27 protein-coding genes are annotated in these 22,820 nt (G+C 60.3%); 16 read left to right on the plus strand and 11 right to left on the minus strand.

What is annotated here, in order from left to right; translation table 11 throughout:
• Positions 1–181: 181 nt before the first annotated feature.
• Together QLG12_RS21175 and QLG12_RS21180 are read right to left on the minus strand one after the other, a co-directional pair.
• The gene (locus QLG12_RS21175) at positions 182–1,402 is read right to left on the minus strand and encodes a CaiB/BaiF CoA-transferase family protein (protein WP_197869033.1); all 1,221 of its coding nucleotides are present in this window, start codon (positions 1,400–1,402) and stop codon (positions 182–184) included.
• 13 nt (positions 1,403–1,415) lie between these two features.
• Positions 1,416–2,597 carry an acyl-CoA dehydrogenase gene (locus QLG12_RS21180; protein WP_085712999.1) on the minus strand — a complete coding sequence of 394 codons (1,182 nt, stop codon included), beginning with the start codon at positions 2,595–2,597 and terminating at the stop codon, positions 1,416–1,418.
• A gap of 158 nt (positions 2,598–2,755) precedes the next feature.
• Between QLG12_RS21180 and QLG12_RS21185 the strand changes: the two genes are divergently transcribed.
• The 10 genes from QLG12_RS21185 to QLG12_RS21230 all read left to right on the plus strand — a co-directional run bounded on the left by QLG12_RS21185 (position 2,756) and on the right by QLG12_RS21230 (position 12,598).
• Complete coding sequence (locus QLG12_RS21185; protein ID WP_236192591.1) at positions 2,756–3,655, plus strand: LysR family transcriptional regulator; 900 nt, start codon at positions 2,756–2,758, stop codon at positions 3,653–3,655.
• Positions 3,656–4,089: 434 nt separating this feature from the next.
• Positions 4,090–5,211: a Re/Si-specific NAD(P)(+) transhydrogenase subunit alpha gene (locus tag QLG12_RS21190; protein ID WP_011331831.1), complete on the plus strand. Its 1,122-nt coding sequence runs from the start codon at positions 4,090–4,092 to the stop codon at positions 5,209–5,211.
• Between the two features lie 15 nt (positions 5,212–5,226).
• Positions 5,227–5,547: an NAD(P) transhydrogenase subunit alpha gene (locus QLG12_RS21195; protein WP_003220416.1), complete on the plus strand. Its 321-nt coding sequence runs from the start codon at positions 5,227–5,229 to the stop codon at positions 5,545–5,547.
• Positions 5,547–6,980: an NAD(P)(+) transhydrogenase (Re/Si-specific) subunit beta gene (locus QLG12_RS21200; RefSeq protein WP_085613551.1), complete on the plus strand. Its 1,434-nt coding sequence runs from the start codon at positions 5,547–5,549 to the stop codon at positions 6,978–6,980. Before QLG12_RS21195 ends, QLG12_RS21200 begins: the two co-directional genes overlap by 1 nt.
• Positions 6,981–7,194: 214 nt before the next feature.
• The gene (locus tag QLG12_RS21205; RefSeq protein ID WP_074689736.1) at positions 7,195–8,688 is read left to right on the plus strand and encodes an acetyl-CoA hydrolase/transferase family protein; all 1,494 of its coding nucleotides are present in this window, start codon (positions 7,195–7,197) and stop codon (positions 8,686–8,688) included.
• A 321-nt stretch (positions 8,689–9,009) separates the two neighbouring features.
• Complete coding sequence (locus QLG12_RS21210; RefSeq protein WP_011331828.1) at positions 9,010–9,225, plus strand: DUF1127 domain-containing protein; 216 nt, start codon at positions 9,010–9,012, stop codon at positions 9,223–9,225.
• Positions 9,226–9,558: 333 nt separating this feature from the next.
• Positions 9,559–9,876 (plus strand): DUF2388 domain-containing protein, encoded by a 318-nt coding sequence (locus tag QLG12_RS21215; RefSeq protein ID WP_064379326.1) that lies wholly within the window; start codon positions 9,559–9,561, stop codon positions 9,874–9,876.
• A 107-nt stretch (positions 9,877–9,983) separates the two neighbouring features.
• On the plus strand, positions 9,984–10,292 hold the full coding sequence (locus QLG12_RS21220) for a DUF2388 domain-containing protein (RefSeq protein ID WP_011331827.1): 309 nt from the start codon (positions 9,984–9,986) through the stop codon (positions 10,290–10,292).
• A gap of 27 nt (positions 10,293–10,319) precedes the next feature.
• Positions 10,320–10,640 carry a DUF2388 domain-containing protein gene (locus QLG12_RS21225; protein WP_011331826.1) on the plus strand — a complete coding sequence of 107 codons (321 nt, stop codon included), beginning with the start codon at positions 10,320–10,322 and terminating at the stop codon, positions 10,638–10,640.
• Positions 10,637–12,598 (plus strand): DUF4105 domain-containing protein, encoded by a 1,962-nt coding sequence (locus QLG12_RS21230; RefSeq protein ID WP_282475182.1) that lies wholly within the window; start codon positions 10,637–10,639, stop codon positions 12,596–12,598. The genes QLG12_RS21225 and QLG12_RS21230 overlap by 4 nt, the downstream gene beginning before the upstream one ends.
• A 67-nt stretch (positions 12,599–12,665) precedes the next feature.
• On the opposite strand, the gene QLG12_RS21235 is transcribed toward QLG12_RS21230, so the two are convergent.
• The 3 genes from QLG12_RS21235 to trpB all read right to left on the minus strand — a co-directional run bounded on the left by QLG12_RS21235 (position 12,666) and on the right by trpB (position 15,276).
• A complete protein-coding gene (locus QLG12_RS21235; RefSeq protein ID WP_197869030.1) occupies positions 12,666–13,109 on the minus strand; it encodes an anti-virulence regulator CigR family protein in 444 nt (147 codons plus the stop codon).
• Positions 13,110–13,231: 122 nt separating this feature from the next.
• Complete coding sequence (gene trpA / locus QLG12_RS21240; protein ID WP_197869029.1) at positions 13,232–14,044, minus strand: tryptophan synthase subunit alpha; 813 nt, start codon at positions 14,042–14,044, stop codon at positions 13,232–13,234.
• Complete coding sequence (trpB, locus tag QLG12_RS21245; protein ID WP_236192574.1) at positions 14,044–15,276, minus strand: tryptophan synthase subunit beta; 1,233 nt, start codon at positions 15,274–15,276, stop codon at positions 14,044–14,046. The genes trpA and trpB overlap by 1 nt, the downstream gene beginning before the upstream one ends.
• A gap of 112 nt (positions 15,277–15,388) precedes the next feature.
• On the opposite strand from trpB, the gene QLG12_RS21250 reads away from it, so the two are divergent.
• Complete coding sequence (locus QLG12_RS21250; RefSeq protein ID WP_197869027.1) at positions 15,389–16,306, plus strand: LysR family transcriptional regulator; 918 nt, start codon at positions 15,389–15,391, stop codon at positions 16,304–16,306.
• Here the strand turns inward: QLG12_RS21250 and QLG12_RS21255 are convergent.
• Positions 16,279–16,605 carry a DUF883 family protein gene (locus tag QLG12_RS21255; RefSeq protein WP_011331820.1) on the minus strand — a complete coding sequence of 109 codons (327 nt, stop codon included), beginning with the start codon at positions 16,603–16,605 and terminating at the stop codon, positions 16,279–16,281. The two genes, QLG12_RS21250 and QLG12_RS21255, sit on opposite strands and share 28 nt — an antisense overlap.
• A gap of 156 nt (positions 16,606–16,761) precedes the next feature.
• On the opposite strand from QLG12_RS21255, the gene QLG12_RS21260 reads away from it, so the two are divergent.
• Both QLG12_RS21260 and QLG12_RS21265 read left to right on the plus strand, forming a co-directional pair.
• Positions 16,762–16,977 carry a dodecin gene (locus QLG12_RS21260; RefSeq protein ID WP_007953919.1) on the plus strand — a complete coding sequence of 72 codons (216 nt, stop codon included), beginning with the start codon at positions 16,762–16,764 and terminating at the stop codon, positions 16,975–16,977.
• A gap of 128 nt (positions 16,978–17,105) precedes the next feature.
• Positions 17,106–17,330 (plus strand): DUF1161 domain-containing protein, encoded by a 225-nt coding sequence (locus QLG12_RS21265; protein WP_011331819.1) that lies wholly within the window; start codon positions 17,106–17,108, stop codon positions 17,328–17,330.
• Between the two features lie 61 nt (positions 17,331–17,391).
• Here QLG12_RS21265 and QLG12_RS21270 read toward each other — a convergent pair whose 3' ends face one another.
• Positions 17,392–18,393, minus strand: coding sequence for an LLM class flavin-dependent oxidoreductase (locus tag QLG12_RS21270; protein ID WP_039764807.1), 1,002 nt, complete (start codon positions 18,391–18,393; stop codon positions 17,392–17,394).
• A gap of 243 nt (positions 18,394–18,636) precedes the next feature.
• Here QLG12_RS21270 and QLG12_RS21275 point away from each other — a divergent pair, with 243 nt between their 5' ends.
• Both QLG12_RS21275 and QLG12_RS21280 read left to right on the plus strand, forming a co-directional pair.
• Positions 18,637–19,068, plus strand: a complete 432-nt coding sequence (locus QLG12_RS21275) for an OsmC family protein (protein ID WP_011331817.1) — start codon at positions 18,637–18,639, stop codon at positions 19,066–19,068.
• A gap of 102 nt (positions 19,069–19,170) precedes the next feature.
• Complete coding sequence (locus tag QLG12_RS21280) at positions 19,171–19,410, plus strand: DUF1161 domain-containing protein (RefSeq protein ID WP_197869025.1); 240 nt, start codon at positions 19,171–19,173, stop codon at positions 19,408–19,410.
• A 6-nt stretch (positions 19,411–19,416) separates the two neighbouring features.
• Here the strand turns inward: QLG12_RS21280 and QLG12_RS21285 are convergent, their stop codons facing one another.
• Both QLG12_RS21285 and QLG12_RS21290 read right to left on the minus strand, forming a co-directional pair.
• Complete coding sequence (locus QLG12_RS21285) at positions 19,417–19,836, minus strand: hypothetical protein (RefSeq protein ID WP_108558944.1); 420 nt, start codon at positions 19,834–19,836, stop codon at positions 19,417–19,419.
• A 40-nt stretch (positions 19,837–19,876) separates the two neighbouring features.
• Entirely contained in the window at positions 19,877–20,299 is a 423-nt protein-coding gene (locus tag QLG12_RS21290) for a hypothetical protein (RefSeq protein WP_085613559.1), read from the minus strand.
• Positions 20,300–20,357: 58 nt separating this feature from the next.
• Here QLG12_RS21290 and QLG12_RS21295 point away from each other — a divergent pair, with 58 nt between their 5' ends.
• A complete protein-coding gene (locus QLG12_RS21295) occupies positions 20,358–21,434 on the plus strand; it encodes an aminopeptidase (RefSeq protein WP_282475183.1) in 1,077 nt (358 codons plus the stop codon).
• 115 nt (positions 21,435–21,549) lie between these two features.
• Here QLG12_RS21295 and QLG12_RS21300 read toward each other — a convergent pair whose 3' ends face one another.
• Complete coding sequence (locus tag QLG12_RS21300) at positions 21,550–22,200, minus strand: HAD family hydrolase (RefSeq protein WP_282475184.1); 651 nt, start codon at positions 22,198–22,200, stop codon at positions 21,550–21,552.
• Positions 22,201–22,228: 28 nt separating this feature from the next.
• Positions 22,229–22,774 carry a gamma carbonic anhydrase family protein gene (locus QLG12_RS21305; protein ID WP_064379538.1) on the minus strand — a complete coding sequence of 182 codons (546 nt, stop codon included), beginning with the start codon at positions 22,772–22,774 and terminating at the stop codon, positions 22,229–22,231.
• Positions 22,775–22,820 lie beyond the last annotated feature (46 nt).

The following is a 22,820-nucleotide window of genomic DNA, read 5'->3' on the forward strand; positions in this document are numbered from 1 at the left end:
TGAGTCTCAAGGAGTTTTCCGTTTCGACTGCGCCGGAAGTGGGGCGAATTATAGAGACTCAGAATCTGCCGTCAACCCTTAATTTCGCTTTTCTTTCAATAACTTGCAGACAGGTCAAAAAACATCCAACTTCCTCTATACAGAAGAAGGATTCAGTATCCCTTCTATATAGAGAGAACCATCAGAGCACTCCATCCTCTTTCATCGCAGCCACTGCTCCAGCCCCAAGACCCAGCACCCGCTGCAAAACCTCCAACGTATGCTCGCCCAACAAAGGAGGCGCAAGGCGATACTCGACAGGCGTCCGCGACAACCTAATCGGACTGGCCACCTGCGGCACCATCCCCGCCAGCGCGTGAGGCAGCTCAATCGCCAACCCGCGAGACTTCACCTGTGGATCCTCGAACACCTGTGACAGATCATTGATCGGGCCGCATGGCACGCCCGCCTGCTCCAGCTGGCTCACCCACTCTGCGGTGGTCTTGAAAACGGTCGCCTGGCGGATCAGCGGAATCAGGACGGCCCGATTCGCCACCCGCAGCTTATTAGTCGCGAAACGCGGATCATCCGCCCACTGCGGTTGCCCCGCCACTTCGGCGAATTTGCGGAACTGCCCGTCATTGCCCACGGTAAGAATGAAGTCGCCATCGGCCGTAGGAAAATCCTGATACGGCACGATGTTCGGATGCGCATTACCCAGCCGCTTTGGCGCAGTACCCGTCGTCAGGTAGTTCATCGCCTGGTTGGCCAGGCACGCTACCTGAACATCCAGCAGCGCCATATCGATGTGCTGACCGCCGCCATCGTGATCACGGTGGGCCAGCGCCGCCAGAATCGCCACGGTCGAATACAGGCCCGTCAGGATATCCGTGAGCGCCACACCCACCTTCACCGGCCCGGCCCCCTCATCACCCTCAGGTCGCCCGGTCAGACTCATCAGCCCGCCGAGACCCTGGATCATGAAGTCATAACCCGCGCGCTTGGCATACGGTCCGGTTTGACCAAAACCGGTGATCGAGCAATAGATCAGATCTGGATTGATTGCCTTCAGCGACTCGTAATCCAGGCCGTAAGCCGCCAGGCCACCCACCTTGAAGTTCTCGATCAGGATGTCGGACTTGGCTGCCAGCTCCCGAACCAGCTTCTGACCTTCGGGACGCGTGAAGTCGATCGTCACCGATTGCTTGTTGCGGTTGGCCGACAGGTAGTAAGCCGCCTCGCTGGTGTTCTCGCCGTAGGCGTCTTTCAGGAAGGGCGGCCCCCAGGCGCGAGTGTCGTCACCATTACCCGGGCGCTCAACCTTGATCACTTCCGCCCCAAGATCAGCAAGAATCTGACCAGCCCATGGGCCGGCCAGCACTCGCGATAAATCCAGTACCCGTAGATGCGACAGCGCGCCCATGGTCGCTCTCCTGTTAATAGAACGCCTGCAGGCCGGTCTGCGCACGACCGAGGATCAGCGCGTGAACGTCGTGAGTACCTTCATAGGTATTCACCACTTCCAGGTTGACCAGGTGACGGGCCACCCCGAACTCATCGGAGATCCCGTTGCCGCCCAACATGTCACGCGCCATACGAGCGATATCCAGAGACTTGCCGCAAGAGTTGCGCTTCATGATGGAAGTGATTTCAACCGCAGCAGTGCCCTCATCCTTCATGCGACCCAGACGCAGACAGCCTTGCAGCGCCAGAGTGATCTCGGTCTGCATGTCAGCCAGCTTCTTCTGGATCAACTGAGTAGCGGCCAGCGGACGACCGAACTGTTGACGATCCAGGGTGTACTGGCGAGCGGTGTGCCAGCAGAACTCGGCAGCACCCAGCGCCCCCCAGGAGATGCCATAGCGTGCGGAGTTGAGGCAGGTGAACGGACCTTTCAATCCACGCACGTCCGGGAAGATGTTCTCTTCCGGCACGAACACGTTGTCCATGACGATTTCGCCGGTGATCGAAGCCCGCAGGCCGACCTTGCCGTGAATCGCCGGAGCGCTCAGGCCTTTCCAGCCCTTCTCCAGAACGAAGCCGCGAATATCGCCAGCATCGTCCTTGGCCCAGACCACGAACACATCAGCGATCGGGCTATTGGTAATCCACATCTTGGCGCCGGTCAGGCTGTAGCCGCCTTCGACTTTACGTGCACGAGTAATCATCGCGCCCGGGTCGGAACCGTGGTTCGGCTCGGTCAGACCGAAGCAGCCAATCCACTCGCCGGAAGCCAGCTTCGGCAGGTACTTCTGTTTCTGTGCTTCGGTGCCGAATTCGTTGATCGGCACCATCACCAGCGAAGACTGCACACTCATCATCGAACGGTAGCCAGAGTCGACACGCTCGACTTCACGGGCAATCAGGCCATAGCTGACGTAGTTGAGGCCGCTGCCACCGTACTGCTCGGGGATGGTTGCGCCCAACAGGCCGACCTCACCCATTTCACGGAAGATCGCCGGATCGGTCTTCTCATGGCGGAAGGCTTCGAGAACGCGCGGCGCGAGGCTCTGCTGGGCGAATTGCTCGGCAGTGTCGCGGATCATGCGTTCTTCTTCAGTCAGCTGTTGATCCAGCAGCAGGGGATCGATCCAGTTGAAGCTAGCTTTGCCGCCCATGAGTGAGTCCTCGCAAATCGGGTGAATTAACGTGGCATTGATCCTAGGCCCGCTTCGCCATCCCGGCAAACGAGGATTTCGCATCCTGTTGTGCTAATTTCTCACTCCGAAACGTCGCGAAATGCCGATTAAGCAATGTATTAGTGAGGTTGACGTACATGCGCCGCAAGATACCCAGCACCACCGCCCTGATCAGCTTCGAAGCCGCCGCCCGACACGAGAGCTTTACCAAGGCCGCCGAAGAACTTTCCCTCACACAGGGCGCCATTTGCCGACAGATCGCCAGCCTCGAGGACTTCCTCAGTGTCGAACTGTTCCGACGCTCGCGTCGCGGAGTGAAGCTGACCGAAGCGGGGCTTTCCTACAGCCGCCGCGTAGCGACTCAGCTCGATGCCGTTGAGCGCGACACCCTGTCGGTGATGGGTCAGCAAGGTGCCAACGTGATCGAACTCGCCGTGGTCCCCACCTTCGGCACGCAATGGCTGCTGCCAAGACTGAAGGACTTCCAGCTCAAACATCCGGAAGTGACGGTCAACCTGACCAACCGCACGCGCCCGTTCCTGTTTGCCGACACCGATTTCGACGCGGCGATCTACTTCGGCGATGCCGACTGGTCCGGCACCGAATCCCACAGGTTGATGGGCGAGAATCCGATGCCGGTGTGCAGTCCTGCCCTGCTCGGCAACAAGACGCATCTGACACCCGATGAGATCGCCGATCTGCCGCTGCTCCAACAAACCACCCGCCCGTACGCCTGGCGACAGTGGTTCAACTCGCAACACCTGAACATTCCCCGCGACATGACAGGTCCGCGCTACGAGCTATTCTCCATGTTGGCCCAGGCCGCCATGCACGACATGGGCATCGCGCTGATCCCACCGTTCCTGATTCAGCGCGAACTGACCGAGAAACGCCTGGTGATTGCCAACCCGAACGCGCTCTCCAGCATCAAGGCGTATTACCTGATGATTCCGGAGCGAAAGGTCGAATCAGCGTCACTCAAGGCTTTTCGCGACTGGCTGGTGAACCAGGCACACAGCTACAACCCAGAAGAATAAAGGCTTCCAACGATTACTAACCTCGTAGTCAGGAAAATAAAAGCCCTACAGATATAACTATTTGTCGCAAATAGACAGACTGTATCCGAAAGTCGTACAGACGTCCCACAAGCGCCTGCCGACGTGGCTTTGCGCCCTCATTCGCGACGCATTGCGGCCTATTCACGTCACCGATGAGAAAATTCTTCAAATTCATCCAGACTCCTTGAAAGGCACGGCCTGCAAGGGATTCAACTGGCCATCTGCGACATTCGGTCACGGGATGACTTGTAGTTAATTTTCCGTCACCCGTCATAATCCCTTGAAGGGCATAAACTTCGCCTGCAAAATGCCGCGCCCCGCCCTGATTTGGCGGGATCGTGCTGATCGGCCGCCCCAGTCGCACCATCCGTAGTGCATGGGTTTACTCAATAAGATCACGCAGGAGATTTGACGTGCACATTGGTGTTCCTCTCGAAACCCAGACCGGTGAAACACGGGTTGCTGCAACCCCGGAAACCATTAAAAAGCTGATCAGCCAAGGTCATAAGGTCACTGTGCAAACCGGCGCCGGCGTGAAAGCCAGCGTTGTCGACAGTGCCTATGAAGCGGCAGGCGCAACCATTGGCAGTGCCAATGACGCGTTTGGCGCCGAGCTGATTCTCAAAGTGGTCGCGCCAAGCGATGCCGAACTGACGCTGATCAAGCGCGGAACGGTGCTGGTGGGCATGCTCAACCCGTTCAACAACGACACCATCGCGAAAATGGCTGAATGCGGGATTACCGCGTTCGCCCTGGAAGCGGCGCCACGTACCTCCCGGGCCCAGAGCCTCGACGTGCTGTCGTCCCAGGCGAACATTGCCGGCTATAAGGCCGTGCTGCTGGCCGCTCATTACTATCCGCGCTTCATGCCGATGCTGATGACCGCTGCGGGCACTGTGAAAGCGGCGCGCGTGCTGATTCTGGGGGCCGGTGTGGCCGGGTTGCAGGCGATTGCCACGGCGAAACGTCTGGGTGCCGTCATCGAAGCGTCCGACGTACGTCCGGCCGTGAAGGAACAGATCGAATCCCTCGGCGCCAAGTTCGTCGACGTGCCTTACGAGACAGATGAAGAACGCGAATGCGCGGTCGGCGTCGGCGGTTACGCACGCCCGATGCCGGCGAGCTGGATGCAGCGTCAGGCCCAGGCCGTGCACGAGCGCGCCAAGCAGGCTGACATCGTCATCACCACCGCACTGATTCCGGGCCGCAAGGCGCCGACGCTGTTGAGCGCGGACACCGTGGCGCAGATGAAACCCGGCTCGGTGGTCATCGACCTCGCGGCAGCCCAGGGTGGCAACTGCCCGCTGACCGTGGCCGATCAGGTCGTGATCGAGAACGGCGTGACCATCGTCGGCCCGACCAACCTCGCCGGTGAAGTCGCCGCCGACGCCTCGGCGCTGTACGCACGCAACCTGCTGGACTTCCTGAAGCTGGTCTTCACCAAAGAAGGCCAGTTCGAAGTGAACCTCGAAGACGACATCGTCGCCGCGTGCCTGATGTGCCGCGACGGCCAAGTCATCCGCAAAAACGCCTAAGCAGGGATTCAGACGATGGAAGAGCTTATCTCCCCCGGTATCTACAACCTGATCATCTTCGTGCTGGCGATTTATGTCGGTTACCACGTGGTCTGGAACGTTACGCCTGCGCTGCACACGCCGCTGATGGCGGTGACCAACGCCATTTCAGCGATTGTGATCGTCGGCGCCATGCTCGCCGCAGCCCTGACCGTCACCCCGCTGGGCAAGACCATGGGCACCCTCGCCGTGGCGCTGGCCGCGGTCAATGTGTTCGGTGGTTTCCTGGTCACCCGCCGCATGCTTGAGATGTTCAAGAAGAAAGCCCCGAAAGCAAAAGAAGAGGCGCCTAAGTAATGAGCATGAACCTCGTCACGACGCTCTACCTGATCGCGTCGATCTGCTTCATCCAGGCCCTCAAAGGCCTGTCGCACCCGACCACGTCGCGCCGCGGCAACCTGTTCGGCATGCTCGGTATGGCGCTGGCAATCATCACCACGGTCGGCCTCATCTATAAGCTGGGCGCTGAGCTGGCGACCGCAGGCATCGGTTACGTGATCGTCGGCCTGCTGATCGGCGGCACCGCCGGTTCGATCATGGCCAAACGCGTTGAAATGACCAAGATGCCGGAACTGGTTGCGTTCATGCACAGCATGATCGGCCTGGCAGCGGTGTTCATCGCCATTGCCGCAGTGGTCGAGCCGCAGTCGCTGGGCATCGTAAAGCAACTGGGCGACTCGATCCCGGCGGGTAACCGTCTGGAGCTGTTCCTCGGCGCAGCCATCGGTGCAATCACCTTCTCCGGTTCGGTGATCGCATTCGGCAAGCTGTCGGGCAAGTACAAGTTCCGTCTGTTCCAGGGTGCACCGGTACAGTTCAGCGGTCAGCACAAGCTGAACGCAGTACTGGGTCTGGCGACGCTGATCCTCGGCGTGACTTTCATGCTGACCGGCAACCTCGCCGCGTTCGCACTGATGCTGGCCCTGGCGTTCGTCATGGGCGTGCTGATCATCATCCCGATCGGCGGCGCCGACATGCCGGTGGTGGTGTCGATGCTCAACAGCTATTCCGGCTGGGCAGCGGCGGGGATCGGCTTCTCGCTGAACAACTCGATGCTGATCATTGCCGGCTCGCTGGTGGGTTCGAGCGGTGCGATCCTCTCGTACATCATGTGCAAGGCGATGAACCGTTCTTTCTTTAATGTACTGCTCGGCGGTTTCGGCAATACAGCAGATGCCGGCCCTGCCGGTGAGAAGGAAGCCCGTCCGGTGAAATCCGGTTCGGCTGACGACGCGACCTTCCTGCTGACCAACGCCGACACTGTGATCATTGTTCCGGGTTACGGCTTGGCGGTGGCTCGCGCACAGCACGCCTTGAAAGAGCTGACCGAGAAGCTGACCCACCATGGCGTGACCGTGAAGTATGCGATCCACCCGGTGGCCGGTCGGATGCCTGGCCACATGAACGTACTGCTGGCCGAGGCCGAAGTGCCGTACGACCAGGTGTTCGAGATGGAAGACATTAACTCCGAGTTCGGTCAGGCCGATGTGGTCCTGGTGCTGGGCGCCAACGACGTGGTCAACCCGGCTGCCAAGAACGATCCGAAATCGCCGATTGCCGGTATGCCGATCCTCGAGGCGTTCAAGGCCAAGACCATCATCGTCAACAAGCGCTCGATGGCCAGCGGCTATGCCGGTCTGGACAACGAACTGTTCTACCTGGACAAGACCATGATGGTGTTCGGCGACGCGAAGAAAGTCATCGAAGACATGGTCAAAGCGGTCGAGTAACCCTCGCCAGCAACACCGAACGCCCCGACTTGTCGGGGCGTTTTTGTTTGCGCAAACCGTCGGACAATTTGCCGCGTTGTTGCAGATCCAGTAACGGTGTTTTACTTGAAACCCGCTAAATAGACGCCTCGTTTGCGACCTTGGTAGCGGGACAGGCGCTCGCGAAATTCACTAGACTGCGCATCCTGCTACTCGCTGCCCGAGAAAATAATCCATGTACCGTGACCGTATTCGCCTGCCTTCGTTGTTGGATAAAGTGATGAGCGCCGCCGACGCCGCTGCGCTGATTGAGGACGGCATGACCGTCGGCATGAGCGGCTTCACCCGCGCGGGCGAAGCCAAGGCCGTGCCCCATGCGCTGGCCGAGCGAGCCAAGGTCACGCCGCTGAAGATCAGCCTGATGACCGGCGCCAGCCTGGGCAACGACCTCGACAAGCAACTGACCGAGGCCGGCGTCCTGTCCCGGCGCATGCCGTTCCAGGTCGACAGCACCCTGCGCAAGGCGATCAACGCCGGCGAAGTGATGTTCATCGACCAGCACCTGTCGGAAACCGTCGAGCAACTGCGCAACCAGCAACTGAAACTGCCAGACATCGCCGTGATCGAGGCCGTCGCCATCACCGAACAGGGCCACATCGTGCCAACTACATCGGTGGGCAACTCGGCGAGCTTCGCGATCTTCGCCAAACACGTGATCGTCGAGATCAACCTGGCGCACAACGCCAACCTCGAAGGTCTGCATGACATCTATATCCCGACCTATCGCCCGACCCGCACGCCCATTCCGCTGGTAAAGGTCGACGACCGCATCGGCAGCACTGCGATACCGATCCCGCCGGAGAAAATCGTCGCCATCGTCATCACCCAACAGTCGGACTCGCCGTCCACCGTGTCATCGCCGGATGTCGATACCAAAGCCATCGCCGATCACCTGATCACCTTCCTCAAGCAGGAAGTCGATGCCGGTCGCATGACCAACAAGCTCGGACCGCTGCAGGCCGGGATCGGCAACATCGCCAACGCGGTGATGTGCGGGCTGATCGACTCGCCGTTCGAAGACCTGACGATGTACTCCGAAGTGCTGCAGGACTCGACCTTTGACCTGATCGATGCGGGCAAGCTGAGCTTCGCCTCGGGCAGCTCGATCACCCTGTCGGAGCGGCGCAACAGTGACGTGTTCGGCAATCTGGAGAAGTACAAGGACAAACTGGTACTGCGCCCGCAAGAGATCTCCAACCACCCGGAGGTGGTGCGGCGCCTGGGCATCATCGGCATCAACACGGCCCTTGAGTTCGACATCTATGGCAACGTCAACTCCACTCACGTCTGCGGCACGCGGATGATGAACGGCATCGGCGGCTCGGGCGACTTCGCACGCAACGCACACCTGGCGGTGTTCGTGACCAAGTCGATTGCCAAAGGCGGCGCGATTTCCAGCGTGGTGCCGATGGTCAGCCACGTCGACCATACCGAGCATGACGTCGACATCCTGGTGACCGAGGTGGGCTTGGCCGACCTGCGCGGGCTGGCGCCACGGGAACGCGCCCGGGTCATCATCGATAATTGCGTGCACCCGGATTACCGCCCGGCGCTGAACGATTACTTCGAAAAAGCCTGTGCGATCGGCGGCCACACCCCGCACATCCTGCGTGACGCCCTGAGCTGGCACATCAATCTGGAAGAAACCGGACGCATGCTGGCGGTGTAATCCGCACAGATTTTCCGCTGGCGCAGACACAGTTTCGCCAGCGGTATTTTGAAAACCGCTGCAAGCGTAAAAAACTGTACTGCTGTACCGGTCTTTTCCTACGGCTTTTACCTACTCGAATCATCGAACTGGGTAAAAATGCACCAAATAAGCGCAGACAGGTACAGTTTGCGCAATTTTGACCCGTACACCCCCTATAAACAGTTAACTGGTCACTCACAATACAGGTGAACTGTATCTAGAGAGTCTGGCCAAACGAGAGGATCATGGGCACCAGTTAAACCACTACCTAATCCCGCCACAAGCGGAAGGATGTCAACCATGGAACGTACACTCAGTTCCGAACTGTTCTTCGAAGACAAAGCTGTAAAAACCCAGGCTTCCCTGCCTCTGCGCGTTATCGCCAACCTGATGTTGTGGCAGCGCCGCATCTCCAGCCGCCATCAACTGGCTCGTCTGGATTCGCGTCTGCTGGCCGATGCCGGTATCAGCGAAGCACAACGCTACGAAGAGCTGAGCAAGCCGTTCTGGCGCTAAGCAGCGTCGCTGGCTCTGGTCGTTAGACCCACCGCCAGCAACCCGAATTGAACACACAAGACCCGTCGCGGGAAACCGCGACGGGTCTTGTCGTTTCAGGGCAGAAAAAACTGAATATCCAGCCCGAAACACGAGACAGGTACAGTTTCCAAGAATAGATAAACGACAAGTACAGTTACGTAAAATGTGTTCAGGCCAGCATCCTGACCACTGTGCGAACCCCGAACGGAAGCCTAAGCTCCATTCAGAACGTGGCGAATGCTGTGCGACTGGCGTCTGACCTTTCAGACACCGAGCCACCTCTCAATACGGTTTATCCACAGGAGTTCTCCCATGTCCCGTCTTCGTCTGTTCAGCGCTGCCGCCCTGCTGGCCGTCGCTGCCAACGCCAGCGCCACCAGCTTCATTGTTACCACCGACGCCGTGGTTGGCGCGCTCAAGTCTTCCTCCGACGCTACCTCCGACGTCACATCGTCCTTCCGTGATGACAAGATCGTGCTCGCTGCTCGTGACGACGCTGCCAGCTTCGTGGCCAGCGAAGGCGAGATCCGTGGCGTGAAACTGGAGAGCGCACTGGATCACATCCGTCATCAGGCTCCGCAACTGAACGCAACCGACGCACAGCTGGCCCAGGCCATTCTGACGATCTAAGCGACAGAAACATCGCGGGACACGCCGGTCGTTTCCCGATGTTTCGGCGCTGGCTCTAGTCCGGGCATTGCGCTAGCCTTGGGACTCGCCAACAGTTGCCGAGTCCCATGCGTTTTCTTACAAATCTGCTTATCCCCTCTGTACTGATCACCGCCTGCTGGGTTCCTCTGGCAGACGCCTTCGACGTGTCCACACAAAACACTGTGGTCAGCGTCTGGGCCACCGGCATGGTGTCTTCCGCGCCGTTCGACCGTAAACTGATCGTCGCCGCGCACGACGATGCCGCAGCGTTCGTTGCCAGTGACGGCCAGATGCGCGGCGCACAGCTCGAATCCGCCCTGCATTACCTGCGCAAGAGCCGGCCAAAACTTCATGTCAGCGACCTTGAACTGGCACAGGCAATTCTCGTCCAATAGTCATCCCTGTCCTTTCGGAGTCGTTCCATGCGTAGCCCGCTGATTGCTGCCACCCTTGGCCTGCTGTTGTTGGCCGATATGGCCCAGGCGCACACCCTGGTAGCCACCAGTAACATCATCGTCCGCGCCTCCCAGCGCACCATCGATTTCACCTCCGACACCACTACGTCGATTCGCGATTCGAAAATCATCCGCGAAGCCCACGACGACGCTGCCAGTTTCGTGGCCAGCGACGGTGATATCCGTGGTGCAAACCTGGAGGCGGCCTTCAATACCTTGCGCACCCGCGTGCCGGAAGCCCGTGACGCCAGTGATCAGGTACTCGCCGAAGCCATCCTCGCACTGTGAGGTCACTCGGCGCCTGGCTGCTGGCCGGGGCGTTGTTGCTGCTTGGCAACAGCGCCCACGCCGGCCTGCAATTGCGGCTCAAGACCGATGACCTGAGCCCCGCCCAACAACAGGCCAGCCAGGCGCTTCTCCATGAAGCCATGCAGGCGTTGCCGCCGAGCTTCATCGAACGCCTGGACCGGCGCATCGATGTCGGCTGGACCGACGACATGCCCAGCAACGCCTATGGTCAGGCGACGCTCGTCTCCGAGCTGGACCTGAACCGCAAACTGCTCGCCAGCCTCACCGATGGCAGCGCGGCCACTCAAAAAACCAATCGCCCCCACGACACTGTACGCCGGGAACTGCTGGCCACGGTGCTGCACGAAATCACCCACATTTACGATCGCGCGCGCTTGTGGCCGGCGGCCGAACGCACGCTGATCCAGCGCTGCACCCGGCGCAACAACAGCGCCGGGCTGATCGGTATTCCCGATGAGTGCCGCGGCCAGAACGGTCGCCGCTTTACCCTCAGCGATGATCCACGCCTGCTCGACCTCGCCGGCTGGCAGCAATACGTCGGCCGTCGTGGCGAACGTGAACAGCACAACCGGCAGATCGCTCGCAGCCCAGACCTCTACGAAATCTCCAGCCCGAAGGAGTTTGTCGCGGTCAACATGGAGTATTTCCTCCTCGACCCGAGCTACGCCTGCCGCCGCCCGGCGTTGTATCGCTATTACCAGCAGCACTTCGGCTGGGCACCGCCGGCAAAGGATGAATGCGCCAAAACTTTCGCCTTCCTCAATGCCGGCAACGACTTTGCCAAACAGCCCCTGGGCCAGGTCGATCCGGAACGCGTGTACGCGGTGGATTACCTGTTGGCCGAAGCCAACCAGAACTGGGTCAGTCGTTGGGGCCACAGCATGTTGCGTCTGGTGATCTGCGCACCGGGGCGGCCACGCGGGCCGGACTGCCGACTGGATCTGGACCAGCATCTGGTGCTGTCATACCGCGCCTTCGTCGGTGACGTACAGCTGTCGAGCTGGGACGGGCTGGTCGGCAAGTACCCGTCGCGCCTATTTGTGTTGCCGCTGGCGCAGGTGATCGACGAATACACCAAGACCGAACTGCGCAGCCTGGCGTCGGTGCCGCTGAATCTTTCGCGCAGCGAAATCGAGGGCGTAGTCGAACACGCCGCCGAAATGCACTGGAGCTACGACGGCAATTACTTTTTCCTCTCCAACAACTGTGCAGTCGAAGGCCTGAAGCTGTTGCGCAGCGGCAGCAACAATGCCCGCCTCACCGGCCTCGACAGCATCATGCCCAACGGATTGCTGGAAGTGCTGAAGGGCCGAGGCCTGGCCGACACCAGCGTGCTCGATGATCCGAAAGAGGCGTTGCGCCTGGGTTATCGCTTCGACTCGTTCCGTGATCGATATCAGGCGATGTTCGATGTGTTGAAGAAGCAATTGCCGATCAAGCAGACAACCGTTGAAGAATGGCTTTCGCTGTCCGCCGAAGAGCGTCGTCCATGGTTCGAACGGGCTGACCTGCGCACCAGCGCCGCGCTGCTATTGCTGGAGCAAGCCAGTTTCCGCCGCCAACTGTTGCTGGCTCAGGATGAGGTCAAGCAACGCTACCTCGGCGCCCGGGAGCTGGAGAACGGTGGCATGGACAAGGCCAACGCGACCTTGCAGCAGATCCTCGCCAACAGCGGCTTCCTCAGCCGACCGGCAGAACTGCTCGACTCCCGAGGTTATGGCCTGCCTCAACCGAGCGAGTTCAGCAGGCTTGAAGCGGAAAGCAGCCAGCGTCAGAAACAGTTGCTGGCCCTGACCGGCGATCTGGATAAAGAAGTGCGCGCACTGCTGGAGCCCAAACGAGCGGCCGAGATTGCGGCCAGCGAGGCCAACGTAAAGCAGATCGGCGAGCACCTGCGCAAACTGCACAAAGCCTCGGGCGGACTGGAGTTGCCCTGAAAAACAACGGCCCCGAAAACAAAAGACCGCAGCCTGTGAGGCTGCGGTCTTTTTTATTGCCTGACGATCAGTACAGAACGCCATCCAGCACTTCGTAAACGATCCCGGTGCCCACCGCGATCAGCACGATGTCACCACCGGCGCGACGCCATTCATAACCCGGGTAATACGGCAGGCGACTCAACGCCCGGTTATCCAGCCGCTCGCCGTAATAGCCATGGGGCAGCGGTCGGCCACGGACCAGGTGGATGCCTGGAGGGGGCGGCGCACCGCGAACGAAATAGCCATGATTGTCACGGATCACCTGACGCACCGGGCCGAAGTCCCGAGGCGGCGGGCCGCCGCGATGGTTGCTTTGCCAATCATGGTGATCGCCACCTCGATTGTCGTAGTGGCCCTGCTGCGGGCCGCCGTGGTCGTGATCGTCGCGCGGATCGGCGCTGGCCAGCAGCGGCGCTGCGCTGATCATCAGCGCGCCCAGACTGGCAATCAGACGTTTCGGCATTTTCATCGGATCTTTCCTCACTGCACTGACAGCAAAAAGGGGTTCAGAACCTGGCTCTGAACCCCTCGGTCTTGCTCAATTAGTCTGTGCCGCGAAGCCCTAATTCCTCTGTATCAGGAACTTTACCTTCAGCTGACGCGAGCCTTACGCACGCCTTCGGACAGCGCCGAGCACAGGCTCAGCACGCCGTCGATGGCCTGGTCCGGCGTGGTCGCGTTGGCGATGTGATCGATCAGCGCCGAACCCACCACCACACCATCGGCCAGACGCGCAATGGACGCGGCCTGCTCCGGCGTGCGGATACCGAAACCGATGCTGATCGGCAGATCGGTATGACGACGCAGACGCGCCACCGCTTCTTCGACGTGTTCCAGCGTCGCCGCACCGGCACCGGTCACACCGGCAACCGACACGTAGTAAACGAAGCCGGAGCTGCCGTTCAAGACTTTTGGCAGACGCGCATCATCGGTGGTCGGGGTGGTCAAACGGATGAAGTCGATGCCTGCCGCCTGGGCCGGGTCGCACAGCTCCGAGTTGTGCTCCGGAGGCATGTCGACCACGATCAGGCCGTCCACGCCCGCCTCTTTGGCTTCGGCGATGAAGCGCTCGACGCCGAACTTGTGGATCGGGTTGAAGTAACCCATCAGCACCAGCGGCGTGTCGCTGTTGTCCTTGCGGAACTCGCGAACCATTTGCAGGGTTTTCGTCAGGTTCTGCTTGGCGCCCAAGGCACGGATGTTCGCCAGCTGAATCGCCGGGCCATCGGCCATCGGGTCGGTGAACGGCATGCCCAGTTCGATCACGTCGGCACCGGCTTTCGGCAGGCCTTTGAGGATCGCCAGCGAGGTGTCGTAGTCCGGGTCGCCAGCCGTGACGAAGGTCACCAGGGCGGCGCGGTTCTGTTCCTTGAGTTCGGCAAAGCGGGTTTGCAGGCGGCTCATCAGTGTTTCTCCTGCTTCGATTGTTCCATGTGGTGCATGACGGTCTGCATGTCTTTGTCGCCGCGGCCGGACAGGTTGACCACCATCAGGTGATCCTTCGGCAGTTTCGGTGCGCGTTTGAATACTTCGGCCAGGGCGTGGGCGCTTTCCAGTGCCGGGATGATCCCTTCCAGACGGCAGCACTGGTGGAATGCGGCGAGGGCTTCGTCGTCGGTCACCGAGGTGTACTGAACGCGGCCGATGTCATGCAACCACGCGTGTTCAGGGCCGATGCCCGGATAGTCGAGGCCGGCGGAAATCGAGTGGGCATCAATGATCTGGCCATCGTCGTCCTGCAGCAGGAAGGTGCGGTTGCCGTGCAGCACACCCGGTACACCGCCGTTGAGGCTGGCCGCGTGCTTGCCGGTCTCGATGCCGTAACCGGCGGCTTCGACGCCGATGATTTCAACGCTCTTGTCGTCGAGGAACGGGTGGAACAGGCCCATGGCGTTGGAACCGCCGCCGATGCACGCCACCAGGCTGTCCGGCAGGCGGCCTTCCTGGGCTTGCAGTTGATCGCGGGTTTCCTTGCCGATCACCGCCTGGAAGTCGCGAACCATGGCTGGATAAGGGTGCGGACCGGCCACGGTGCCGATCAGGTAGAAGGTGCTGTCGACGTTGGTCACCCAGTCACGCAGCGCTTCGTTCATCGCGTCTTTCAGGGTACCGGTGCCGGCGACCACCGGGATCACCTCGGCGCCCAGCAGTTTCATGCGGAACACGTTGGCCTGCTGGCGTTCGATGTCAGTGGTGCCCATGTAGATCACGCAGTCAAGACCGAAACGCGCAGCCACGGTGGCGGTAGCCACGCCGTGCATGCCGGCGCCGGTCTCGGCGATGATGCGTTTCTTGCCCATGCGCCGCGCCAGCAGGATCTGGCCGATGCAGTTGTTGATCTTGTGCGCGCCGGTGTGGTTCAGCTCTTCGCGCTTGAGGTAGATCTTGGCGCCACCGCAGAACTCGGTCAGGCGCTCGGCGAAATACAGCGGGCTCGGACGTCCGACATAGTCACGCTGGAAGTAGGCCAATTCTTCTTTGAACGCCGGATCTTCTTTGGCCGCTTCGTATTCGCGGGCCAGGTCGAGGATCAACGGCATCAGGGTTTCGGCAACGTAACGGCCGCCGAACGAGCCAAACAGGCCGTTGGCGTCAGGGCCGTTACGCAGATCGGAGGTGTTCGAAGTCTGGGTCATGGTTCGCTCCAGCGGATTTCACGAGAAGACAATGGCGTTCACTCTACCCCTGACCTTCCAGGCTGAAAACCGATAAGATCGCCACAACCTGTCAGGAAAACTCACAGATATCATGAGCCATGACCTTCCCCCGCTGAACGCCCTGCGCGCCTTCGAAGCCACCGCCCGGCTGAACAGCGTCAGCCAGGCTGCCGAACAGCTGCACGTAACGCACGGTGCGGTCAGTCGCCAGCTCAAGGCGCTTGAAGAGCACCTGGGCGTCAGCCTGTTCGTCAAGGACGGTCGCGGCCTGAAACTCACAGATGCCGGCGTTCGCCTGCGCGATGCCAGCGGCGAGGCGTTCGACCGCTTGCGCAGCGTTTGCGCCGAACTGACCCAAAGCACCGCCGATGCGCCGTTCGTGCTCGGTTGCTCCGGCAGTCTGCTGGCACGCTGGTTCATTCCTCGATTGGGACGCTTGAATGCCGATCTGCCGGACTTGCGTCTGCACCTGTCGGCCGGGGAAGGCGATCTCGATCCGCGCCGTCCGGGGCTGGATGCACTGCTGCTGTTCGCCGAACCCCCATGGCCGGCAGACATGCAGGTCTATGAGCTGGCCAGTGAGCGCATCGGCCCGGTCATGAGCCCGCTGTTCAGCGGCTACCAGCGCCTGCAATCGGCACCGCCCATTGCCCTGCTCGACGAACCCTTGCTGCACACAACCTCACGCCCGCAAGCCTGGCCGAGCTGGGCGCAGCAAAGCGGCCTCGACGCCAAGGCGTTGAAGCTGGGGCAAGGTTTCGAGCATTTGTATTACTTGCTGGAAGCGGCCGTCGCCGGCTTGGGCGTGGCAATCGCGCCAGAGCCGCTGGTGACCGAAGACTTGAAGGCCGGACGCCTGGTCGCGCCGTGGGGTTTCAGTGAAACCTCGGCGCAACTGGCGTTGTGGCTACCCAAGCGCGCCGCAGACGGACGCGCCCGGCAATTGGCGCAGTGGCTCAAAAACGAGCTGCGCCAGGCGGATCACTCGCCGCGCTTGAACAGCAAGTAAGCGGCCAGCAGACCCAGCGCACCAACCGCCACACCGGCAGTCGTCCACGGGTGTTCCTGCGCGTAATCGCGGGTGGCGATCCCGGTCTCGCGGGTTTTGACTTTGACTTCTTCGTAGGCATCGCTGAGCAGGCTGCGCGAATGTTTCAGCGCGCTTTCGGCATTGCTTTTCAGCGCCTTGAGGGTCTTGCGCGACTCGTCAGAAGCGTCGTCCTTCAGGCTTTCCAACGACTTGAGCAGACTCTCGATCTCCGCTTCCATGCTTTGCAACGAGGCTTTGCGTAACGAGGTGTTGGCCATGGTGGCTCTCCTGCATTGGTGATGAGTGGCGTGTGTTGGTTGGGACTTCAGCGTTTCTGGAAAGTGCAGAAAATCTGAACTTCCTCTCGCCCGGATCGCCGAAATCAACACGGCAAATCGCTGCTAGGCTCAATTGCACACGTCAAGGAGAACACCATGAGTGACCATCACACCTACAAGAAAGTCGAGCTGGTCGGTTCGTCCACCAGCAGCATCGAAGACGCGATCAACAATGCGTTGGCCGAGGCCAACAAGAGCATCAAGCATCTGGAATGGTTCGAAGTGACCGAAACCCGCGGCCACATCAAGGACGGCAAGGCGGCGCACTTTCAAGTGACCCTGAAAGTCGGGTTCCGGATTGCCAGCAGCTGAGTTTGGTCTACGCTTCTGAACTTGCGCGCTGGCCGAGTGCCATAGGAATGGCAATGCGCTACGAGGTGAGCGCATCGAGCGAAAGGCTCGATGCCCGCCTTAATTAATCCGACCAGGGAGTGCGACCGATGAAGAAGTTGATATTGGCAGTAGGTTTGTTGAGCCTTGCGGGTGGTGCGTTTGCTGCCGGCAAGCCCTGTGAAGAACTGAAGGCCGAAATTGCGGCCAAGCTGGATGCCAAGGGCGTTTCCGGGTATTCGCTGGAGGTTGTCGACAAGGGTGCAGCCAGTGGCGGCAAGGTCGTCGGCACCTGCGAAGGCGGTGCCAAAGAGATCGTCTACACCCGCGGCTGATCACGCCGGAAAAACAAAAGCCGACGCAATGCGTCGGCTTTTTTCTGAACGGCTATCGGGTTCAGCCCTTCATCACCTGCGCCAGCAGCTCGTAGGAGTGCAGGCGGTCGGCGTGTTCGTACAGGTCGCAGGTGAAGATCAGTTCGTCAGCCTGGGTCTGTTCGATCAGCACTTCGAGTTTCGCGCGGATTTTCTGCGGACTGCCGACCATCGCCAGACCGAGGAAATCCCCCACCGCCTCACGCTCGTGGGGCAACCACAGGCCGTCCATGGTTTTTACCGGCGGACGCTGCACCAGACTTTGCCCACGCATCAGCGCGAGAATTCGCTGGTACACCGAGGTCGCCAGGTAGTCGGCCTGCTCATCAGTGTCCGCGGCCACCAGCGGCACGCCGAGCATTACGTACGGCTTGTCGAGCACTGCCGATGGCTTGAAGTGATTGCGGTAGACGCGAATCGCCTCGTGCATGAAGCGCGGTGCGAAATGCGAGGCGAAGGCGTAGGGCAAACCGCGCTCGCCGGCCAGTTGCGCACTGAACAGACTGGAGCCGAGCAGCCAGATCGGTACATTGGTGCCGGTGCCCGGCATCGCGATCACGCGCTGATCAGGGGTGCGCGGCCCGAGAAAGCGCGCCAGTTCAGCCACGTCTTCAGGGAAATCATCGGCACTGCCGGAGCGCTCGCGGCGCAGGGCACGGGCAGTCATCTGATCGGAACCCGGCGCACGGCCCAGGCCGAGGTCGATCCGCCCCGGATACAGGCTTTCAAGGGTGCCGAACTGCTCGGCAATAACCAGCGGCGCGTGGTTGGGCAGCATCACGCCACCGGAGCCGACCCGGATGGTCGACGTGCCGCCGGCCAGATAACCCAGCAACACCGAGGTGGCAGAACTGGCGATGCCATCCATGTTGTGGTGCTCGGCGACCCAGAACCGCGTGTAGCCGAACTTTTCGACGTGCTGTGCCAGATCCAGCGAGTTGCGCAGCGACTGGGCCGGGCTGCCGTTCTCGCGCACCGGCACCAGGTCGAGGGTGGAAAACTTTACGTCGGACAGTTGCTTCATAAACCTGCATCTCCGATTGAGGGCGCAGGTGTGTTCTTGGCGAACGCAAACCTGCCCAATTCATAAGCGTGTTCTGTGCAATGAGGGCATATACCCGAGTTTCAATAGCCGATCCGAAATTTCCTACTAAAAAAGTCAACGATTCACTTGGGCTGAACTTTGTTCCAGCGTCTATCCTCAGAAGCCTTGCAGGCAAAAACCACGACGGCGCGGCGTTTCGCGCCCGATTTGAAGGAGGCACACATGGCTATCGTGAAGAAGGCATCCGCGCATTGGGAAGGTGACCTGAAAACCGGCATCGGCTCGATTTCCACCGAAACCGGCGTCCTGCGTGAAGCGCCCTACGGCTTCAAGGCGCGCTTCGAGGGCGGCAAGGGCACCAATCCGGAAGAACTGATCGGCGCTGCCCATGCGGGCTGTTTCTCCATGGCGTTCTCCATGATTCTCGGTGACGCCGGGCTCAAGGCCGACAGCATCGACACTCAGGCTGAGGTCACGCTGGATCAGGTGGACGGCGGCTTTGCGATCACTGCAGTGAAACTGATTCTCAAGGCAAAAATTCCGGGAGCGACCCAGGCGCAGTTCGAAGAGCTGAGCAACAAGGCCAAGGAAGGTTGCCCGGTGTCCAAGGTGCTGAATGCGAAAATCAGCCTCGACGCCTCACTGGTCAGCTGACTGCTTGAGCCGGATCAGAACCCGCCAGGCAAAAATGTGGTCGAATAAGTGACAGCAGCTTTCGCGCATCTTCGTGCGCGCTGCTTCGATGGAGCTTCAACCATGAAACGTTTTGCCTTGGCGGTTATCTGTGGCGTGCTGGCAACGTCGGCCTTCGCAGCGCCCAAAGACTGCGAAGAACTCAAGCAAGAGATCGAAATCAAGATTCAGGCGAATGCCGTGCCCTCCTATACCCTGGAGATAGTGTCCAAAGAGGAGGCTGAAAAACACGACGTCGCCATGATCGTCGGCACCTGCGACAACGGCACAAAAAAGGTCATCTATCAGAAGAACGACCGCTGATACGCTTCAGATGATGCAGTTGACTTCGCGATCCTCGGCGACGATTTCCCGCTTGTCGTTATACAGGCGGGCACTCGGGGTGAAGGCCAGAGAACGGCCTTCCAGCCTGTAGCGCTGCCCCGCTTCGAAATGATCGTAGCGGATGGTCAGATAACACAGGCGCTCCACCGGGCCGGTCATCAGGCTGCCACCTCCCCCGAACACTTCAAAATCGAAGCGCACCCGCAACTCATGGCTTCCGGGCGTTACCTGAAAGAAACGCCCGTCAGTCAGCCGCTGGTTGTCGAGACGCTCGGCCATCAGCAACTTACCACCCGGGGACGGCGTCGAGAATTCGACCCAGGCCATGTTCGGGTCGACGGGGGGCAATGGTGTCTGGCAACCGGCGAGCAGGCCGGCGGCGAGCAACAGCATCAACGTGCGCATGATGAATGTCCGTGAGTTCGGACATCCAGCATAACGCCGATCAGGTTCGCTGGCAGCCTGCCGGCGTGCCCTGGCCCACCACATTGCGTTGTTGATCATAGAGCTTGGCCCACGGACGGAAACCGATGCTTCCCGCCTGCAACTGATACCGCTGGCCAGCGTTGAAATCCTTGAATTTCACGCTCAACTGACAATCACGCCACAGCGGCTCGGCATCCGGGCCGATGTTGGTCGCCTCGACGGGAAATTGATAACGCACCCTCAGCTCATGGCTGCCGGGCTGCACTTCGAAGTAACGATGATCGACGGCCGCCTTGTCGTCGACTTCCAGCGCCTGCAGCGCCGTGTCCTGTTGCCGGGCATCCAGATCAATCCAGGCCTGCGAGGGGTCGGGGGTCGGCATTCCGAATCCGGCACAACCGGCCAGCGTCAGCACGCTTCCTGTCAGTATCAACATGCGCATAGCGAAGCTCCAATGGGCGGGATAGTCTTGGGCAGACTTTCCGGGGGGATTTCTTATTTTGATCAGGCCGCTTCCAAGCCATGGGTTACTTGATCGCGTTTTGCGGGTTTTGTTTCCGGGTGTGATGATTTTGTTGCTCAACGGTTGCTCAAGCCTGAGCTATTACGGCCAGCTGGCCAGCGGTCAGCTGCAGCTTTTGCGGGCGCGGGAGCCGGTGGCCAAGGTGATCGCAGACCCGGCTCGCGATGCCACGCTGCGCACTCACCTGGCCCAATCCCAGAAAGCCCGGGCCTTCGCCAGCGAACACCTGCACCTGCCGGACAACCAAAGCTATCGCCTCTACGCCGATATCGGTCGGCCGTTTGTCGTGTGGAATGTGTTCGCCACCCCGGAGTTTTCCCTGAGCCCGCAGAACCATTGCTTCCCGATTGCCGGTTGTGTGGCCTATCGCGGCTTCTACAGCCAGAGCGCGGCGCGGGGCGAAGCTGCGATTCAGCGCCTGCAAGGCATGGACGTGTCGATCGGCGGCGTCGAGGCCTACTCGACCCTCGGCTGGTTCAATGACCCGATCCTCAATTCGATGATGGGCTGGGGCGACGAGCGTCTGGCGACGCTGATCTTCCACGAACTGGCCCACCAGCGCTTCTATGTGAAGGACGACACCGAGTTCAACGAGTCTTTCGCGACCTTCGTCGAGCAGGAAGGTACGCGGCAATGGCGAGCGTTTCGCGGCTTGCCCCCGGAAAACGACTCCAAGCTCAGGCAGCGCGATCAATTCATTCAGTTGATCCTCGACACCCGCTCACGCCTTGAAAAACTCTATGCACAACCATTGGCGGCAGCGCAGATGCGCAAGCGCAAGGCGGCGGAGTTCGAACGGTTTCGACAGGATTATCGAGCAATGCGCGATGGCCAGTGGGCCGGAGACAAACGCTATGACGCCTGGGTCAATGCGCCATTGAACAACGCACGACTATTGCCGTTCGGGCTGTATGACCAGTGGGTGCCGGCGTTTGCGGCGTTGTTCAGGCAGGTCGAAGGGGATTGGGTCAGGTTCTACGCAGAGGTCGAGAAGTTGGGTGGCTTGCCAGTCGTTGAGCGTAAGTCGGCTTTGAAAGTCCTGGCATGCTCATAAATCTACAGCGGCTTTTTTGGCCCCATCGCGAGCAAGTTTGCTCCCACAGAGACAGTGTTTCAGCAGTGGTACTCGGTTTCCTGTGGGAGCGAGCTTGCTCGCGATGGCTGACTCATCAGCGCTGCAAAAACGCCTGATGCAACTCCGCCAGCGTCTCGAAGTGATACGCCGGCGCTTCAGCGCTCAGCTCTTCATGGCTGCCAAAACCGTAACCCACTGCCGCCGCGTCCAGACCGTTGCTGCGAGCACCGATCAGGTCGTGCTTGCGGTCACCGATCATCAACGTACTGGCCGGATCCAGCCCTTCCTCGGCGATCAGGTGGGCAATCAGCTCGACCTTGTTGGTACGGGTGCCGTCCAGTTCGCTGCCGTAGATCACCTTGAAGTGTTTGGCAAAATCAAAGTGCCGGGCGATTTCCCGGGCGAACACCCAAGGCTTCGACGTCGCGATATACAGCTGCCGGCCCTGGCCGCTCAGGGTTTCCAACAACGGCGTGACGCCGTCGAACACCCGGTTCTCATACAGGCCGGTAACCTTGAAGCGCTCGCGGTAGTAATTCACCGCCTCCCAGGCTTTCGCTTCATCAAAACCATAAAACTGCATGAACGCTTGCAACAGCGGCGGGCCGATGAAGTGTTCCAGTCTGGTCAGGTCCGGCTCGTCGATGCCGAGTTTGCTCAAGGCGAACTGGATGGAACGGGTGATGCCCTCACGCGGGTCGGTGAGGGTGCCGTCAAGGTCGAACAGTACGGTCTGGTAATGCATGAAAAATCCCGGGCGGTAGAAAGAAAAGTCAGAGCTGGTCGTAGCCTTCAGCCAGATGCAGGTCCTTGAGCTTCACGTAGTTCGCCGCGCTGTAGGTGAAAAAGGCGTTTTCCTTGTCGGTCAGCGGGCGAACCTGTTTCACCGGACTGCCCACGTAAAGAAAGCCGCTTTCCAGGCGTTTGCCCGGCGGCACCAGGCTGCCGGCGCCGATGATCACATCGTCCTCGACCACCGCGCCGTCCATGACGATGCTGCCCATGCCGATCAATACGCGGCTGCCGACGGTGCAGCCATGCAGCATCACCTTGTGGGCGATGGTCACGTCATCGCCAATCAGCAGCGGAAAGCCGTCCGGATTGAACGGGCCGGCGTGGGTGATGTGCAACACGCAACCATCCTGAACGCTGGTGCGCGCACCGATGCGGATGCGGTGCATGTCGCCGCGGATCACCGTCAGCGGCCACACGGAGCTGTCTTCGCCGATTTCGACGTCGCCGATCACCACCGCCGAGCCGTCGACAAAAGCGCCTTGGCTCAAGCGTGGGGTGTGATTCTGGTACTTGCGAAGGGACACGATTAGTTCTCTCTCTGTCGCCGATAGCTGCGGTGGGTGTCGATTG

Origin of the sequence: Pseudomonas sp. V88_4 (assembly GCF_029967985.1) — a bacterium.
In the GTDB taxonomy this organism is placed as follows: Bacteria; Pseudomonadota; Gammaproteobacteria; order Pseudomonadales; family Pseudomonadaceae; genus Aquipseudomonas; species Aquipseudomonas glycinae.

Excerpts from the sequence above, each read along its gene's own strand:
- QLG12_RS21175 (WP_197869033.1), bottom strand. The coding sequence starts at position 1,402 with ATGGGCGCGCTGTCGCATCTACGGGTACTGGATTTATCGCGAGTGCTG.
- QLG12_RS21180 (WP_085712999.1), bottom strand. The coding sequence starts at position 2,597 with ATGGGCGGCAAAGCTAGCTTCAACTGGATCGATCCCCTGCTGCTGGAT.
- QLG12_RS21185 (WP_236192591.1), top strand. The coding sequence starts at position 2,756 with ATGCGCCGCAAGATACCCAGCACCACCGCCCTGATCAGCTTCGAAGCC.
- QLG12_RS21195 (WP_003220416.1), top strand. The coding sequence starts at position 5,227 with ATGGAAGAGCTTATCTCCCCCGGTATCTACAACCTGATCATCTTCGTG.
- QLG12_RS21200 (WP_085613551.1), top strand. The coding sequence starts at position 5,547 with ATGAGCATGAACCTCGTCACGACGCTCTACCTGATCGCGTCGATCTGC.
- QLG12_RS21205 (WP_074689736.1), top strand. The coding sequence starts at position 7,195 with ATGTACCGTGACCGTATTCGCCTGCCTTCGTTGTTGGATAAAGTGATG.
- QLG12_RS21210 (WP_011331828.1), top strand. The coding sequence starts at position 9,010 with ATGGAACGTACACTCAGTTCCGAACTGTTCTTCGAAGACAAAGCTGTA.
- QLG12_RS21215 (WP_064379326.1), top strand. The coding sequence starts at position 9,559 with ATGTCCCGTCTTCGTCTGTTCAGCGCTGCCGCCCTGCTGGCCGTCGCT.
- QLG12_RS21220 (WP_011331827.1), top strand. The coding sequence starts at position 9,984 with ATGCGTTTTCTTACAAATCTGCTTATCCCCTCTGTACTGATCACCGCC.
- QLG12_RS21225 (WP_011331826.1), top strand. The coding sequence starts at position 10,320 with ATGCGTAGCCCGCTGATTGCTGCCACCCTTGGCCTGCTGTTGTTGGCC.
- QLG12_RS21235 (WP_197869030.1), bottom strand. The coding sequence starts at position 13,109 with ATGAAAATGCCGAAACGTCTGATTGCCAGTCTGGGCGCGCTGATGATC.
- trpA (WP_197869029.1), bottom strand. The coding sequence starts at position 14,044 with ATGAGCCGCCTGCAAACCCGCTTTGCCGAACTCAAGGAACAGAACCGC.
- trpB (WP_236192574.1), bottom strand. The coding sequence starts at position 15,276 with ATGACCCAGACTTCGAACACCTCCGATCTGCGTAACGGCCCTGACGCC.
- QLG12_RS21250 (WP_197869027.1), top strand. The coding sequence starts at position 15,389 with ATGAGCCATGACCTTCCCCCGCTGAACGCCCTGCGCGCCTTCGAAGCC.
- QLG12_RS21255 (WP_011331820.1), bottom strand. The coding sequence starts at position 16,605 with ATGGCCAACACCTCGTTACGCAAAGCCTCGTTGCAAAGCATGGAAGCG.
- QLG12_RS21260 (WP_007953919.1), top strand. The coding sequence starts at position 16,762 with ATGAGTGACCATCACACCTACAAGAAAGTCGAGCTGGTCGGTTCGTCC.
- QLG12_RS21265 (WP_011331819.1), top strand. The coding sequence starts at position 17,106 with ATGAAGAAGTTGATATTGGCAGTAGGTTTGTTGAGCCTTGCGGGTGGT.
- QLG12_RS21270 (WP_039764807.1), bottom strand. The coding sequence starts at position 18,393 with ATGAAGCAACTGTCCGACGTAAAGTTTTCCACCCTCGACCTGGTGCCG.
- QLG12_RS21275 (WP_011331817.1), top strand. The coding sequence starts at position 18,637 with ATGGCTATCGTGAAGAAGGCATCCGCGCATTGGGAAGGTGACCTGAAA.
- QLG12_RS21280 (WP_197869025.1), top strand. The coding sequence starts at position 19,171 with ATGAAACGTTTTGCCTTGGCGGTTATCTGTGGCGTGCTGGCAACGTCG.
- QLG12_RS21285 (WP_108558944.1), bottom strand. The coding sequence starts at position 19,836 with ATGCGCACGTTGATGCTGTTGCTCGCCGCCGGCCTGCTCGCCGGTTGC.
- QLG12_RS21290 (WP_085613559.1), bottom strand. The coding sequence starts at position 20,299 with ATGCGCATGTTGATACTGACAGGAAGCGTGCTGACGCTGGCCGGTTGT.
- QLG12_RS21300 (WP_282475184.1), bottom strand. The coding sequence starts at position 22,200 with ATGCATTACCAGACCGTACTGTTCGACCTTGACGGCACCCTCACCGAC.